Below are 14,721 nucleotides of genomic sequence, written 5' to 3'. Positions count from 1 at the left end.
TGCGTGCGGCCAGTCGCTGGGCACGTAAGCCTGGCACCGTCCCGCTCCCCCTCCCCCGACAGCGAGCGCGTTCCCCCGTTCTGGGGAAGCGCCGGGCCCGCCGACACTTCCGCCAGCCTAAAGCTGGGACTCTGCCCCCATGGCGCAATGCGAACAATTCACCACACCCGTGGATGCCGTCATCTCCCGTATGCGCGCCCTCCACGCGACCCTGCCCGAACGCGACGGAGTGGCGGTCTTCAACCGCGTCTACCTCACCGTGACGGAGGCCGTCGACCGGCACGTCGACGGCGGTCGGTTCCCGGACGCCCGGGCGGCGATCACGCTGGACGTGCGGTTCGCGGAGCGGTATCTCGCGGCGGCGGAGCGGGCCGAGGACGAGCGGCGCCCGCCCGCGTGCTGGCGGCCCCTGTTCCAGATGCGCCGGCATCCCGGCGTACGTCCGTTGCAGTTCGCGCTCGCGGGCATCAACGCGCACATCGGCCACGATCTGGCGCTCGCCCTGGTGGACGCCTGTCGTAGCCTCGACTGCGAACCCGTCGATCTGGAGGACGAGTTCGACCGCGTGGGTGATCTCCTCGTCTCGCTGGAGGAGCGCATCCGCGAAGAGCTGATGCCGGGTCCCGACCTGCTCCAGATCGCCGATCCGCTGACCCATCTGCTCGGTTCCTGGAGCCTGGAGCGGGCCCGGGACGCCACCTGGTCGGCGGCGCGGGCGCTGTGGGCGCTGCGCCGACTGCCGGATGTCGCCGAGGAGTTCACCCAGCGGCTGGACGCGGCGGTGGGGTTCGCGGGACGCATGCTGCTCACGCCGCTGCCGGACTGATCCGGGTCCGGCAGCGTTCCCGCGTGAACGCCGGTCAGTCCTCCGGCAGTTCGACCGGCGCGATCTCGTCGTACACGTCGCCCGGCCCCGGGTTGGTCGCGTCGGTCTCGCCGCCGAAGTGGTGCATGACGCCCCAGACCGCGTTCAGCGCGGTCTGGACGGCGCCCTCGGCCCAGCCGGCCGTCCAGGAGATGTCGTCACCGGCGAGGAAGATGCCCCGCTTGTCCTCGGGCAGCCGGTCCTGCATGAAGTGCGTGAACAGGCGCCGCTGGTAGCGGTAGTGGCCGGGGAGATTGGCCTTGAACGCGCCCATGAAGTAGGGCTCGTTCTCCCACGACACCGTCACGGGGTTGCCGATGATGTGCTTCCGGATGTCGACCTTCGGGTAGATCTCGCCGAGCGACTTCAGCATGACCTCCATCCGCTCGGCCGCGGACAGCGGCAGCCACTTCAGGCTGTCGTCGCACCAGGTGTAGGAGAGGCAGATGACGGCGGGTTTGTCCGGCCCGTCGTCCAGCAGGTAGGTGCCGCGCGTCATACGGTCGGTGAGCGTCATCGACATGACGTCCCGGCCGGTCTCCTCGTCCTTGTCCAGCCAGAACGGCCGGTCGACCGGGACGAACAGCTTCGAGCTCTCCATGTAGTGGGTGCGCTCGATCGCCGTCCAGTGGTCGATCGGGAAGAGCGAGTCGTCGCAGGCGATCTTCGACAACAGCATCCAGGACTGGGCGGTGAAGACGGCCGCCGGGTAGGTGCGGATGTCGCCGTTCGCGTCCGTCACCGTGATCCGGTTGCCCGCGGTGCGGTGCAGCCGGGTCACGGCCGGGCGGGGCTCGCCGTTCTCGTGGAGCTTGGCGAGCGAGGTGCCGTAGGACCAGTGGACGATCTTCTCCGGCTCGCGCTCCCACAGGCGCAGCGGCAGCTGCTGGGAGCCTCCGACGATGCCGCGGTGGTGGTCGTCGGCCTCGGTGTAGACGACGCGCAGGATCTCCAGGATGGAGTTGGGGAAGTCGGTGTCCCAGCCGCCGGTGCCGAAGCCGACCTGGCCGAAGATCTCGCGGTGCCGGAAGGACTTGAATGCCTCGGAGTCGCAGAGGAAGCCGTAGAAGGTCTGGTTGTCGAGCCGCTCGACGAGCTGCGCCCAGATCTCGCGGATACGCGGCACGTCCCGCTCGCGCATCGCCCGGTTCATGTCGGAGAAGTCGGCGCCCTCTTCCAGGCACTTGTTCCATGCCTCGGCGACGTCCCGGTAGACTTGGGGCAGGTCGTCGATGGTCTCGGCGTAGTGCGACTCGCCCTTGAGGTCGACGACGGTCGAAGGCGTCGCCTCGGCGAGGGGGTTGGGGAAGGGCTGGGTCTTCAGGCCCACCAGGTCGATGTAGTGCTGGAGGGCCGTGGAGGACGGCGGGAAGCGCATCGCGCCCATCTCGGCGGTCAGATCCGGGTCGCAGCCCTCGAAGCCGACGGTCCGCAGTCGGCCGCCGATCTCGTCCGCCTCGTAGACGACGGGCTTGAGGCCCATCTTCATCAGCTCGTACGCGGCCACGATGCCGGACAGCCCGCCGCCGATGACCGCGACCTCGGTGCCGTGCTCGGTCGCCGGTATCTGGCCGAGCCCCGCCGGGTGGGCGAGGAAGTCGTCGTACGCGTACGGGAAGTCCGGGCCGAACATGGTGATCGGCGGCTGCTGCTCGTCGGCGTGCTGGACGGCGTTGGGCACCGTGGACGTCATGGGGTACGGACTCCTTGCGCAAACAGGGACTGCGGGGGGCTCAGGCTCAGATCAAGGACCCGTAGAGACCGGGGCGGCGGTCCTTCAGATACGGGTTCTCCTCGCGGGAGGCGGCGAGGAAGGCGGGGTCGACGTCGGCGAGGACGAGTTCCTCACCGCGGCCGGCGCGGGTGCGCGCGACCCCGTCGGGTCCGGCGAGGGTGGAGAGGCCGACGAACTCGAACTCCCCTTCCCGGCCGACCCGGTTGACGTACGCGACGTACATCTGGTTCTCGAAGGCGCGCACCGGGATCATCGACTCGGCGACGAACTGGAACGGGTGCATCTGCGCCGTCGGCACGATCAGCAGGTCGGTGCCGGCCAGGGCATGGGCCCGGACGTTCTCCGGGAACTCGACGTCGTAGCAGATCAGGATGCCGACGCGGAGGCCGTCGAGTTCCGCCTGGACGACCGGCTGGTCCCCCGGCGTGAAGTGGTCGCGCTCGAAGCAGCCGAAGAGGTGGGTCTTGCGGTGGTTGGCCAGTCGGGTGCCGTCGGCGGAGATCAGCTGGGCGGAGTTGAAGACGGTGTCGCCGGCCCGCTCGGGGTAGCCGTAGGCGATCGCCAGGCCGTGCCGCGTCGCGCTCTCGGCGATCGCGTCCGCGCAGTCGCCGTCGGCGGGCTCGGCGAGGCGGGCGATGTCGTCGCCGATCGCGTACCCGGTCAGGAACATCTCCGGCGCGACCAGCAGCCCGGCGCCCGCGGCGGCGGCACGGCCCGCGGCCTCGTCGAGGACCTTGAGGTTCTCGACGGTGGAGCCGGGGCGGCCGGAGCTCTGGAGCAGGGCGGTGCGCATGCGTGTTCCTCACCGGGCGGCAGGGGGGGCAGGGAGGGCCGTGTAGGGGCCACGTAGACGGTACGGGCGGCTGAGCAGGGCGGACAAGCAGGAGCCGTTGCGCGCCGCTGAGCTGTTTGTTGCGTGCGACGAGGGGTGGCCGGCGATTCGTTGCGCGACCGCGGTCGCAGGCCCACTCCTCCTGGGGGCGCAGGGCAGGCCGACGTCCCCGCCGGACGGCGGAGGCGGGGTCCCGCCCCCGGCGCGATGTGGTGCGGGCGCGGCGCCGGGAAAGTGGGGACCGTCCGATCGACCTGCGGAAAGGACCGCCATGAACCGCCGTACGAAGATCGCCGTGCTGGGCTCCGCACTGCTGCTGACCGCCGGGTCGGCCGCGGCCGCCGCCACCGCGTCGGAGGAACCGCGTCAGCGGGAGGCCGCGGCCCTCACCGGCTCCGCCAAGCTGTACCGCTCGGCCGGTGACGACATCACGTTCTCCTTCGACGCGCATCTGGCGGCGAAGGACACCGCCGACCCGACGAAGGCCACCGGCACCTTCGAGTTCAGCCACTACCTGGACGGCGAGGGCGCCCGGGCGAAGGCGAAGGTCGACTGCCTGCTGACCGGCGGCAAGGTGGCCGTCGTCTCCGGCGTCATCACCTCCTCCGACCTGCCGGGCGCCGAGGGCAAACGGGTCGGCGTCACCGTCCACGACCTCGGCCACCGCGACCGACTCGGCTACAGCTGGGCGTCGACGGGCAACCCCGTCGAGACGAAGGAGCTGCCCAGGTGCGTGAGTTCGGCGCCCTTCGAGAAGGTCAGGAAGGGCACCGGGGACTTCACGGTCGTGCCGTGGCGGCCCGACTTCTAGCCAGCCCCAGCGCGGTCACCGCGTACGGGATCGCCAGCACCGCGAAGACCGTGCTGTGCGCCGCACCCGTACCGAGCAGCGCGTACAGGCCGAAGGTGGCGACCGTGGCCAGCTCCGTGCCCAGGCTCGCCACGGAGGTGAGGGTGGCCCGGCGGGACTCGTGGATCCGGTGCTGGAGACGGACGTCGGCCAGCACCTCGGCCAGCTGGAACCCGCCGAAGGCGAGGCCGACGAGGGCGATGCCGGCCACTGTGCCGGCCGCGGCTCCCACGGCCAGGGCGAGCGCGGCGCCCGCGAGCAGCGCCGCGAGCCCTCTCGCGCCGAGGCGTTCGGCCGGTCCGGCCAGGAGGCTTCCGGCGGTGACGCCCGCCCAGATCAGCAGGATCAGCCAGGGCACGGTCGCCTCGGCGACGCCGAGGTCCCGGACCAGCAGCGGGGTGTACTCGTCGAGCGCGCCCCATACGGCGGCGACGGCGGGGACCAGCAGCAGCAGCGCACCGCGCACGGAACGGTCCTCGCGGACCTCGGCGAGCCCGGTCCGCAGCGTCGTCGCCCAGCCCTCCTCCCCCGTCTCCGGCCGTACCCGGTGCTCCGGGAACCGGGTCGCCGTGGCGGCCGTCAAGAGACAGGCCAGCACGCTCGCCGCGCCGACGGCCGGATAGCCACCCAGCGCGATGACAGGCCCGGCGAGGCCGACGGAGGCCATCGTGGCCACCAGTCGCGCGGCCCGGGCCCGGCCCATGACCCGCGCATACCGGTCGGCGGCACCGAGCCGGTCCAGCTCGTCGTAGACCAGCGCCTCCAGCGCACCGGAACCGAGCGCTCCGCCGGCCCCCCACAGGACGAAGCCGAGGGCGAAGGCCCAGTACGAGGGGAGCAGCACCCACAGCCCGAAGCCGGCGGCCGTGAGCAGCGGGCCGAGCCACAACAGCAGCCGCCGCGAGACGGCGTCGGCCCAGGCGCCGGAGGGGACCTCCAGCAGGACGCCGGTGATCGACCACAGGGCGAACAGGGAGGAGATCTGCCAGAGCGACATGCCGGTGTCGGCGAACAGCAGCGCGTACACCGGGTAGAGCAGGACGAAGTCGTCGAGGAACGAATAGCCGTACAGCGTGACCGTGAGCCGCCGGACGCCGGTGGCGGGCACACGCGCAGGTGAGAGTGTCATGGGGCCTTCCCGCAGGGACTGTTCGGACACCGGGGGTACGGCGTCCGAGGCGGCCCTCGGGAGGCACGGCTGGTGGATCAATGTCGCCAGGTCATGGCATCGATGGTAGGCGGGCCGGGGGCAGGGGCGCAGCGGCAATTCCGCCGGGCGCCCTCCGCCAGGAGGAGTTCGACGCCACGCGCCTCCGCCGAGCGGCGGGGGACATCGGCCCGGGGGGAGGACGCCGGTGCGCGAGGCCGCGCGCGAGACTTCCGGCATGGACGCCACCGAGATCCCCGACCTGCCGTACGTCAGCACCCACACGTCGATCGTCGTCGCGGCGTCGGACGCCGTCTGGCAGGCCATCCGCGAAACCGTCGACCACCCCGCGTTCCGCATGGTCACCGCGGTACCGGGCAAGGAGCTGGCCTTCGGCGGAAGCCACCGCTTCTCGACGTACGCCTTGATCTTCCGACTGGAGGAGGCGGGAGTCGACCGCACCCGGGTGCGCGCCGAGACCAGGGCCGACTTCCCGGGGTGGACGGGCCGCCTCTACCGGCTCCTGGTGATCGGAACGGGCGGCCACGCATGGGTCATCCGGCGCATGGTGAGAAAGGTCGGCGAAGACGCCCTTGAGAGGCGCGGGGCCGTATAGATGTGCGGCTCCGCCGCCTGGGCGCGACCGGCCCCCGCCCACCGGCAGCCGACGATCTACGTAGGCGACCCGGAAGAGAACCTTCGCAGCAGCGGCGAAAGCACCAGCACCGACTTGGTCCGCTCGACGAACGGCTCCCCCGCGATCCGTTCCAGGACCCGCTCGAAGTGCCGCATGTCGGAGGCGAAGACCTGGACGACGGCGTCGGCGTCCCCGGTGACGGTGGACGCGGCCACGACCTCCTGATACCGCTCCAGGCCCCGCCGAATCGTGTCCGGCGAGGTGTTGTGCCGGCAGTAGATCTCGACGAACCCCTCGGTCTCCCAGCCGAGTGCCGAGGGGTCCACCCGTACGGTGAACCCGGTGATGGCCCCGGTCGCGCGCAGCCGGTCCACGCGCCGTTTCACGGCGGGCGCGGACAGGCCGACGAGTTGCCCGATGTCCGCGTAGGAGCGGCGGGCGTCCTCGGCGAGGGCGTGCACGATGCGTTCGTCGAGATCGTTCAGCACTGCGGGTGGTTCACTTCACTTCTGGTGCGACTGAGGCGTCGGGGGCGACTGGGGCGCCCGCCGTGGCAAGGCGCGAACGGCGATAGCCGTACCCGAAGTAGACCACGAGACCGGCGGCCATCCAGCACCCGAAGACGACCCAGGTGACAGTGTCGAGGCTGAACATGTTGTACGCGCAGAACAGGAAGCCCAGCACCGGCAGCACCGGCCCGAACGGCACCCTGAACGTGCGCTCGAGCTCGGGTCGCCGGTAACGCAGGACGATCACCGCGATGTTGACCAGCGCGAAGGCGAACAGCGTGCCGATGCTGGTGGCGTCGACGAGCTTGCCCAGCGGGATGAGGGCGGCGAGCGCACCGCAGAACAGCGACACGATGATCGTGTTGAGGCGCGGCGCACCGGTCTTCCGGTGGACCTTGCCGAGCGCCTTCGGCACCAGGCCGTCACGGGACATCGCGAACAGGATGCGGGTCTGGCCGTAGAGCACGGTGAGCACGACGCTCGCGATGGAGATCACGGCGCCGAGGGCCAGCAGCGTGCCCCAGAAGCTCTGGCCGCTGACGTCGTTCATGATCGCGGCGAGGGATGCCTCGGAGCCCTCGAACTTGGTCCAGTTCCAGGCGCCGACGGCGACACCCGCGACGAGCACGTACAGCGCGGTCACGATGATCAGCGAGAGCATGATCGCCCGCGGCAGGTCCCGCTTGGGGTCCTTCGCCTCCTCACCGGCGGTGGAGGCGGCGTCGAAGCCGATGTACGAGAAGAAGAGCGTCGCGCCCGCGGCACTCACGCCTGCCATGCCGAGCGGCATGAAGTCCTTGTAGTTGCCGGACTTGAAGCCCATGAAGCCGACCGCGCAGAACAGCACCAGGGCGGCGATCTTGACCGCCACCATGATCGTGTTCGCGCGGGCGGACTCCCGGACGCCGCCGAGCAGGAACACCATCGCCAGCAGGACGACGATCAACGCGGGCAGGTTGATGATCCCGCCCTCGCCGGGGGCCGAGGACAGCACGGCCGGGATGGTGACGCCTATGGTCCCGTTGAGCAGCTCGTTGAGGTACTCGCCCCAGCCGACGGCCACGGCGGCCACCGAGACGCCGTACTCCAGCACCAGGCACCAGCCGCAGACCCAGGCGACGAGTTCACCCATCGTTGCGTACGCATACGAGTACGAGGAGCCGGCGACCGGGATGCTGCCGGCCAGCTCGGCGTACGACAGGGCGGAGAACAGTGCCGTGAGGCCGGCGATCACGAAGGCCAGGGTGACGGCGGGACCGGCCTCCGGGACGGCGTCGCCGAGGACGACGAAGATGCCGGTGCCGAGGGTGGCACCGATGCTGATCATGGTGAGCTGCCACATGCCGAGGGAGCGTCTCAGGGACCCTCCCTCGCCCTGACCACCCTCTGCGACCAGGTGTTCCACGGGCTTGCGACGCATGAGGCGCGCACCGACACCCGGGGACGGTGGGCCTGTCTTGGGGCGGTTCTGCGGGGGTGCGCCTTGATCGAGCACGCGCTGACTCCTTCGTCGCTGCCTGTGAGGGCGGCGGGGACCGGCGGCACCCTGCGACAACAGGAACCCACCGAGCGGGGTCCCTGCCACGCCACGTACGAGGCGACAGCCTAGGGCGATCGGCGTTGCTGGTGAAATGCAGCAACCTTGCGCATGCCCGCAAGATCATTGCGTTCCTGGGGGCTCGGTGGGTGTTCGTTGCGCGGCGGCTTTCGACCGTTGCACGGTGCGGGTGCGTGGGTGCTGGTCGGGCAGTTCCCCGCGCCCCTGAAGGGGCGTCTGCTGCACGTACCTCAGGGGCGCGGGGCTGTATCGATTTGCGGGCTCCGCCGCGAGGGCGCGACCAGCCACGAACTACCCGCCGTCGCCGTCATACAGCTACACCCGAGCTCTTGGGTGGAACGGCGTTGACGAGGCGTCAGCTCCAGCTGGCGTGCAGCGGCTTGCCCTCCGCGTACCCGGCGGCGCTCTGGATGCCGACGACCGCCTTCTCGGCGAACTCCTCCAGGGACCCGGCGCCCGCGTACGTGCAGGACGACCGCACACCCGCGATGATCGAGTCGATCAGGTCCTCCACACCCGGGCGGGCCGGGTCGAGGAACATGCGGGAGGTGGAGATGCCCTCCTCGAAGAGCGCCTTACGGGCGCGGTCGTACGCCGACTCGTCGGACGTCCGGTTGGCCACGGCCCGCGCGGACGCCATGCCGAACGACTCCTTGTACAGCCGCCCGCTGGAGTCCTGCTGGAGGTCGCCCGGCGACTCGTAGGTGCCCGCGAACCACGAGCCGACCATCACGTTGGAAGCGCCGGCGGCGAGCGCCATGGCGACGTCGCGCGGGTGCCGGACACCGCCGTCGGCCCACACGTGCTTGCCGTACTTCTTCGCCTCGGCGGCGCACTCCAGCACGGCGGAGAACTGCGGCCGGCCGACGCCGGTCATCATGCGGGTGGTGCACATCGCACCCGGACCGACACCGACCTTGATGATGTCGGCACCGGCCTCGATGAGGTCGCGGACGCCTTCCGCGGCGACGATGTTGCCCGCGACGATCGGCACCTGCGGGTCGAGCGCCCGCACGGTCCTGATCGCGGCGATCATCGACTCCTGGTGGCCGTGCGCCGTGTCGATGACCAGCGTGTCGACGCCCGCGTCGAGGAGCTGCTTGGCCTTGCCCGCCACGTCGCCGTTGATGCCGACGGCGGCGGCTATGCGCAGCTTGCCGTTCGCGTCGACGGCCGGCGAGTACAGGGTGGCGCGCAGGGCGCCCTTGCGGGTGAGGATGCCGGCGAGGCGGCCGTCGGCGTCGACGGCGGGGGCGTAGCGCCGGTTGTGGTGGTCGAGGGTGTTGAAGGCCTCGCGCGGGTCCTGGTCCGCGTCGAGGAGCAGCAGGTCCCGGGACATGACCACTTCGAGCTGGGTGAAGCGGTCGACGCCGGACAGGTCGGAGTCGGTGACCACGCCGATCGGCTTGAAGTCGTCGTCGACGACCACACCGGCGTTGTGCGCGCGCTTGGGCAGCAGGGCCAGTGCGTCGGCGACGGTCTGGTGCGGGGCCAGCACGATCGGGGTGTCGAGGACGTGGTGGCGGCTCTTCACCCAGGCGACGACCTCGGTGACGACCTCGATCGGGATGTCCTGCGGGATGACCACCAGGCCGCCGCGCCGGGCCATCGTCTCGGCCATACGGCGGCCTGCGATGGCGGTCATGTTGGCGACGACCAGCGGGATCGTGGTGCCCGTGCCGTCCGGGGAGCTGAGGTCCACACCCTGCCGCGAGCCGACCGCGCTGCGGCTCGGGACCATGAAGACGTCGTCGTACGTCAGGTCGTACGCGGGCTGGATGTCATTGAGGAAACGCACGTGCTGCACATCCCAGTCGATCAGAGGTGGCCCCCGGACAGGTCAGCCAGGGGGAAGAGCACGTACTTCATTGTCCCATGCTGACCGGAATGCGATGCACGGTCGCTTCATACGAGCAGGTCAAAGGGGCACTAGGAGGATCCTCCGAGAGCGAGCATCACGGTGAGCGACGGCGCCCGGTCCACGGCCGCGGAGAACACCTCCTGGGCGATCTCCCACTCCTCGGGCCGCGCCTTCGCGTACGGCTGCCAGTTCCGTACGACGACCAGCAGCCCGTCCGCGGCCTCCCTCGGCCACACGGAGGGATCGGCGAGGCTGTCGGCGAGGGCGTCCCAGTTGCGGCCGAACCAGTCGGGCAACTCCAGGGTCACGGCACAACGGTCCATCAGGCCCGCCTTGTCCATGACCCCGTCGAGGTCCAGCGTGACCGCGAGGTCGGTCATCTCAGTACCGCCAAGTCATAGTGATCGTCGACGAACGAGGGGGACGGCCACCGGACCGTCCCCCTCCTGACACACCGTCACTGTCCGTCCGGGTCAGCCCTGTTGAGCGTCGACCTCGGGGTCGGCCCCGCCGTCATCAGCACATCCGCGGCCGACGTGTCCGTCACCAGGCTGGTCACGAGCCCGGACCGCAGCACCGCGTCGATCGCGGCGGCCTTGCGCGCGCCACCCGCGATCGCGACGACCTCCGGGATACGGCGGAGCTGGTCCGCCTTCACGGTGATGCACCGCTCCCCGAGGTCCCGTCCGACCCGGCGTCCCTCGGTGTCGAAGAGGTGCGCGGACATCTCGGCGGCGACGCCGAGCGAGGCGTAGTGGGCCCGCTCCTCGTCGCTGAGCATGTCGTGCACCGTCGAGATACCGGGCTCCCAGGAGCCGATGGAGACGCAGGCGACCGTGACCTTGTCGAAGTACTCGAAGGCCCGGGCGATCCCGGTCTGGTGGCGCAGCGCCGCCGCGGTGGCCGCGTCCGGCAGCAGCATCGGCGCGTAGATGGGGTGGGCGTCGCCGCCGGAGACCTGGGCGGCCCGGCGCACCGCCTCGACGGAACCGCGTTCCGCGGTCCCGGCGTCGTACACGCCCGTCAGCTGCACGACGGTGCAGGGCGGCAGCCGGTCGAGAGCGGCCGCCATGTGGATGGTGGACCGGCCCCAGGCAAGGCCCAGCACATCGCCTTCGTTCACGAGCTCGCCGAGCAGGTCGGCGGCCACTTCTCCCAGGTTCTCGGGGTCGGGCGTCTCCTCGGCCTCGGCCGGGGACTCGACCACGACGGCGTGCCTGAGGCCGTAGCGGGCGCGCAGCGCGTCCGAGCGCTCCGCGTCCAGCTCGGCCGGCACACGGATCTCGATGCGCACCAGATCCCGTTCGAGAGCGGTCTCCAGGACCCGGGCCACCTTGAAGCGGCTGACGCCGAACTCCTCCGCGATCTGGATCTTGGATTTGCCCTCGAGGTAGAAGCGGCGGGCCATAGCCGCCGCCTGCACCAGCTCAGCGGGTCCCATCCGCATGGCTGACCGGCCCGCCGACATACCCGACACGGCGATCTCCTCACTGCTGTTCACACTCTGGATTCGCCGTTCATCCTTGCAGATCCGGCGCTCTTGATCCGCCCTGATGGGCGCCGTTCACGTTCCCTTGGCTCAGTGGTCGCATGCCCAGGCTGCGGTCTTCGTGACCGCGTCCGCCCGGGCACGCAACGCACGGACCGCTTCGGCGGGGTCCTCGGCCCCGTAGACCGCCGAACCGGCGACAAACACATCGGCGCCCGCCTCGGCGCACCGCTCGATGGTCGAGGCGGAGACTCCGCCGTCCACCTGGAGCCACAGCTGAAGGCCGTGCTTGCTGATCAACTCGCGGGTGCGGCGAATCTTCGGAAGCATGATGTCGAGAAACGCCTGACCACCGAAGCCCGGCTCGACCGTCATGATCAGCAGCATGTCGAGTTCGGGGAGCAGATCCTCGTACGGCTCGATGGGCGTCGCGGGCTTGAGCGCCATGGAGGCACGGGCGCCCTTGGCCCGGATCTCCCGAGCGAGCCGCACGGGGGCCGCGGCGGCCTCGACATGGAAGGTGACGGAGGAGGCCCCCGCTTCCACGTACTGGGGCGCCCACCGATCGGGGGCCTCGATCATCAGATGGCAGTCCAGCGGGGTGTCCGTCGCACGGGCCAGGGACTCTACGACCGGCACGCCGAGCGTGAGGTTCGGGACGAAATGGTTGTCCATGACGTCGACGTGGAGGAAGTCGGCTCCCTCGACCGCCTTGGCCTCGTCCGCGAGGCGGGCGAAGTCGGCGGACAGGATGCTGGGGTTGATCTGCGCGGCCATGCCCCAAGACTGCCATGCCCTCGGGGGGTGAGCAGCATCGGTCCCGGATGGAAACGGCCGTATGTTCGCCGGGGGCCGTCCGTGGCTGTTCGCGCCCGCGCGGCGAAGCCGCAGGTGTCCCGGTGCCGCGCCCCTTACGGGGCACGGTCGCCCGTGCCATGCTCGGCGGCCGACCGGCTACGGGGGTGGCCATGACCGGGACACGAGGCATCGCGCATCTGGTCTGCGGACGGCGCGCCAAGTGGGTCGTGCTGGTGCTGTGGCTGGTGGCGCTGTTCCTGACGGCGCCCTTCGCGCAGAAGCTGACCGACGCGCAGGACAACGACGCGGCCTCCTGGCTGCCGGGGTCCGCGGAATCCACTCAAGTCCTGGAAGTCTCCGAGAACTTCAGGCCGGAGCAGATCCCCGCGATCGTCATCTACGCCCGTGACGGCGGCCTGACGGTCCGGGAGCGAACGGCGATCACCGAGGACGTGGCGCAGCTCAAGCAGCTGACCGACCACGGCATCCGGGGCGCCGAGACCCGGGGCCCGGTCTTCGACCGCGAGGTGGACCCGCGGGCGGCCCAGGTCCAGGTGCCGATCACGATGGACGAGAAGGGCTGGGAGCGCATCGCGCCGGCCGTCGACTCCATCAGGGACATCGTGGGCACGGGCGGTGCCGGGCTCGCCGTGCACATCACGGGCCCCGGCGGCACCTCAGCCGACTTCTCCGAAGCCTTCGAGGGCATCGACTCCACGCTCCTCCTCTCGGCGATGGCGGTCGTCATCGTCATGCTCCTGATCACCTACCGCAGCCCCACCCTGCTCCTGGTCCCCCTCGTCTCCGTGATCGTCGCCCTGTTCACCGCGCAGGCCTTCATCTATCTCCTGGCGGAACACGGGGGCCTGACGGTGAACGGCCAGAGCGCCGGCATCCTCACGGTCCTGGTCTTCGGCGCGGGCACGGACTACGCACTACTGCTGGTGGCCCGCTACCGAGAAGAGCTGCGCCGTCACGGGGACCGCCACGAGGCGATGGCCCTGGCCCTGCACCGCGCGGGCCCGGCGGTGATCGCCTCCGGCGCGACCGTCGTCCTGAGCATGCTGGTGCTGCTGGCGGCGGAGATGAACTCGACGCGCGGCCTCGGCCCGGTGGCGGCGATCGGAGTCGCGGTCGCCCTGATCGCGATGCTGACCCTGTTCCCCGCCCTCCTGGTCATCTTCGGCCGCTGGATCTTCTGGCCGGTGGTCCCGCACCTGGGCACGGAGAACCCGGAGACGCGAGGCGTCTGGGCCCGCATGGGCCGCCGTATCTCCCACCGCCCCCGCATGGTCTGGACGGTCACGGCCATCGCACTCGCCGTCTGCTCCCTGGGCCTGATCCAACTCCGCGCCGAGGGCCTGAGCAACGCCGACGCGTTCACCGACAAACCGGACTCCATCACCGGCCAGCAGATCTCCGAACGCTACTTCCCGGCCGGCAGCGGCGACCCCCTGGTCATCATCAGCAACCAAGCCCAAGCGGTACAGGTGGGCCGCGCCGTCGCCGGAACAGAGGGCGTCGTCCCCACCTCACTGGGCCTGCCACCAGGCACGAAGCCCTCCTACGAAGGCAAGGTGCTCTTCGAGGCGACGATGACCGCGCCCGCCGACAGCGAGGCCGCGAAGCAGACCGTCGAACGCGTACGGGACGCCGTCCACGCGGTGCCGGACGCGGATGCCCAGGTGGGCGGCGGTACGGCGGCCCTGCTGGACATGGACGAGGCGACCACGCACGACAACATACTGATCATCCCGCTGGTCCTGCTGGTGGTCCTGCTGATCCTCTGCGCCCTGCTCCGCGCCCTGATCGCCCCGCTGCTCCTGATCGGCACGGTGATCCTGTCCTTCGCGGCCGCACTCGGCATCAGCGCACTCGCCTTCCGCCACCTCTTCGACTACGCGGGCGAGTCGACCGACTTCCCCCTCTTCGTCTTCGTCTTCCTGGTGGCGCTGGGCATCGACTACAACATCTTCCTCACCACCCGCATCCGCGAGGAGGCCACCCACCAGGGCACCCGCCCCGGCGTGGTCACGGGCCTGGCCGCCACAGGCACGGTCATCACCTCAGCCGGCCTGGTCCTGGCAGGCACCTTCGCCGCCCTCGGCACCCTCCCCATGGTCGCCTTCGCCGAGATCGGCTTCGCGGTAGCCCTGGGCGTCCTCCTGGACACCTTCATCGTCCGCTCGGTCCTGGTGACGTCCCTCTTCCTGGACGTGGGCCCGAAGGTGTGGTGGCCGCATCGACTGGCCCGGGAGGACGGGGGAGCCACGGCGGTACGGGAGCCGGAGGGAAGCGGCGCTCAGCGGGGAGGCTGAAGCACCATCTCTTCAGCCCGTCTGGGGGTACCCCCTCCGGGGGAGTTCGAGGACGAGGCCCTTCGGGCCGATAGCGGGGGTCCAGGGGGCGGCAGCCCCCTGGCGGGGTCGAAGGGGCGGAG

General features: G+C 70.6%; 13 protein-coding genes. 4 read left to right on the top strand and 9 right to left on the bottom strand.

All coding sequences use genetic code 11. The annotated features are described in order from the left end of the window. Window positions 1–139 precede the first annotated feature (139 nt). Window positions 140–826 (top strand): DUF5995 family protein, encoded by a 687-nt coding sequence (locus ADK36_RS09670; RefSeq protein ID WP_053196990.1) that lies wholly within the window; start codon window positions 140–142, stop codon window positions 824–826. Between the two features lie 34 nt (window positions 827–860). On the opposite strand, the gene ADK36_RS09665 is transcribed toward ADK36_RS09670, so the two are convergent. Both ADK36_RS09665 and ADK36_RS09660 read right to left on the bottom strand, forming a co-directional pair. Then, window positions 861–2,558, bottom strand: coding sequence for a flavin monoamine oxidase family protein (locus tag ADK36_RS09665; protein ID WP_053196988.1), 1,698 nt, complete (start codon window positions 2,556–2,558; stop codon window positions 861–863). A gap of 46 nt (window positions 2,559–2,604) precedes the next feature. Continuing rightward, window positions 2,605–3,393: a carbon-nitrogen hydrolase family protein gene (locus tag ADK36_RS09660; RefSeq protein ID WP_048581048.1), complete on the bottom strand. Its 789-nt coding sequence runs from the start codon at window positions 3,391–3,393 to the stop codon at window positions 2,605–2,607. Window positions 3,394–3,703: 310 nt separating this feature from the next. On the opposite strand from ADK36_RS09660, the gene ADK36_RS09655 reads away from it, so the two are divergent. Next, window positions 3,704–4,243: a hypothetical protein gene (locus ADK36_RS09655; protein WP_053196986.1), complete on the top strand. Its 540-nt coding sequence runs from the start codon at window positions 3,704–3,706 to the stop codon at window positions 4,241–4,243. Here the strand turns inward: ADK36_RS09655 and ADK36_RS09650 are convergent. After that, window positions 4,212–5,411: an MFS transporter gene (locus ADK36_RS09650; protein WP_053196984.1), complete on the bottom strand. Its 1,200-nt coding sequence runs from the start codon at window positions 5,409–5,411 to the stop codon at window positions 4,212–4,214. The genes ADK36_RS09655 and ADK36_RS09650 overlap by 32 nt on opposite strands. A 226-nt stretch (window positions 5,412–5,637) precedes the next feature. Here ADK36_RS09650 and ADK36_RS09645 point away from each other — a divergent pair, with 226 nt between their 5' ends. After that, entirely contained in the window at window positions 5,638–6,045 is a 408-nt protein-coding gene (locus ADK36_RS09645; protein ID WP_338060775.1) for a hypothetical protein, read from the top strand. A 56-nt stretch (window positions 6,046–6,101) separates the two neighbouring features. Here the strand turns inward: ADK36_RS09645 and ADK36_RS09640 are convergent, their stop codons facing one another. The 6 genes from ADK36_RS09640 to rpe form a co-directional block, all read right to left on the bottom strand. Then, window positions 6,102–6,554: an Lrp/AsnC family transcriptional regulator gene (locus ADK36_RS09640; RefSeq protein WP_048581051.1), complete on the bottom strand. Its 453-nt coding sequence runs from the start codon at window positions 6,552–6,554 to the stop codon at window positions 6,102–6,104. A 10-nt stretch (window positions 6,555–6,564) separates the two neighbouring features. After that, window positions 6,565–8,070, bottom strand: coding sequence for an amino acid permease (locus tag ADK36_RS09635; RefSeq protein ID WP_048581052.1), 1,506 nt, complete (start codon window positions 8,068–8,070; stop codon window positions 6,565–6,567). A 418-nt stretch (window positions 8,071–8,488) separates the two neighbouring features. Further along, window positions 8,489–9,931 carry a GuaB1 family IMP dehydrogenase-related protein gene (locus ADK36_RS09630; RefSeq protein WP_048581184.1) on the bottom strand — a complete coding sequence of 481 codons (1,443 nt, stop codon included), beginning with the start codon at window positions 9,929–9,931 and terminating at the stop codon, window positions 8,489–8,491. A 131-nt stretch (window positions 9,932–10,062) separates the two neighbouring features. Continuing rightward, window positions 10,063–10,374, bottom strand: coding sequence for a barstar family protein (locus ADK36_RS09625; protein WP_048581053.1), 312 nt, complete (start codon window positions 10,372–10,374; stop codon window positions 10,063–10,065). Window positions 10,375–10,451: 77 nt separating this feature from the next. Next, window positions 10,452–11,495, bottom strand: a complete 1,044-nt coding sequence (locus ADK36_RS09620) for a sugar-binding transcriptional regulator (protein ID WP_048581054.1) — start codon at window positions 11,493–11,495, stop codon at window positions 10,452–10,454. A 78-nt stretch (window positions 11,496–11,573) separates the two neighbouring features. Next, complete coding sequence (gene rpe / locus ADK36_RS09615; RefSeq protein ID WP_048581055.1) at window positions 11,574–12,260, bottom strand: ribulose-phosphate 3-epimerase; 687 nt, start codon at window positions 12,258–12,260, stop codon at window positions 11,574–11,576. 191 nt (window positions 12,261–12,451) lie between these two features. Here rpe and ADK36_RS09610 point away from each other — a divergent pair, with 191 nt between their 5' ends. Beyond that, window positions 12,452–14,599 carry an MMPL family transporter gene (locus ADK36_RS09610; protein WP_053196982.1) on the top strand — a complete coding sequence of 716 codons (2,148 nt, stop codon included), beginning with the start codon at window positions 12,452–12,454 and terminating at the stop codon, window positions 14,597–14,599. Window positions 14,600–14,721: the final 122 nt, after the last annotated feature.

This window comes from Streptomyces viridochromogenes, assembly GCF_001270495.1.
Classification (GTDB): domain Bacteria; phylum Actinomycetota; class Actinomycetes; order Streptomycetales; family Streptomycetaceae; genus Streptomyces; species Streptomyces viridochromogenes_A.
Note: the sequence above shows the minus strand (reverse complement) of the source record. Positions and strands in the feature narration are given on the sequence as shown.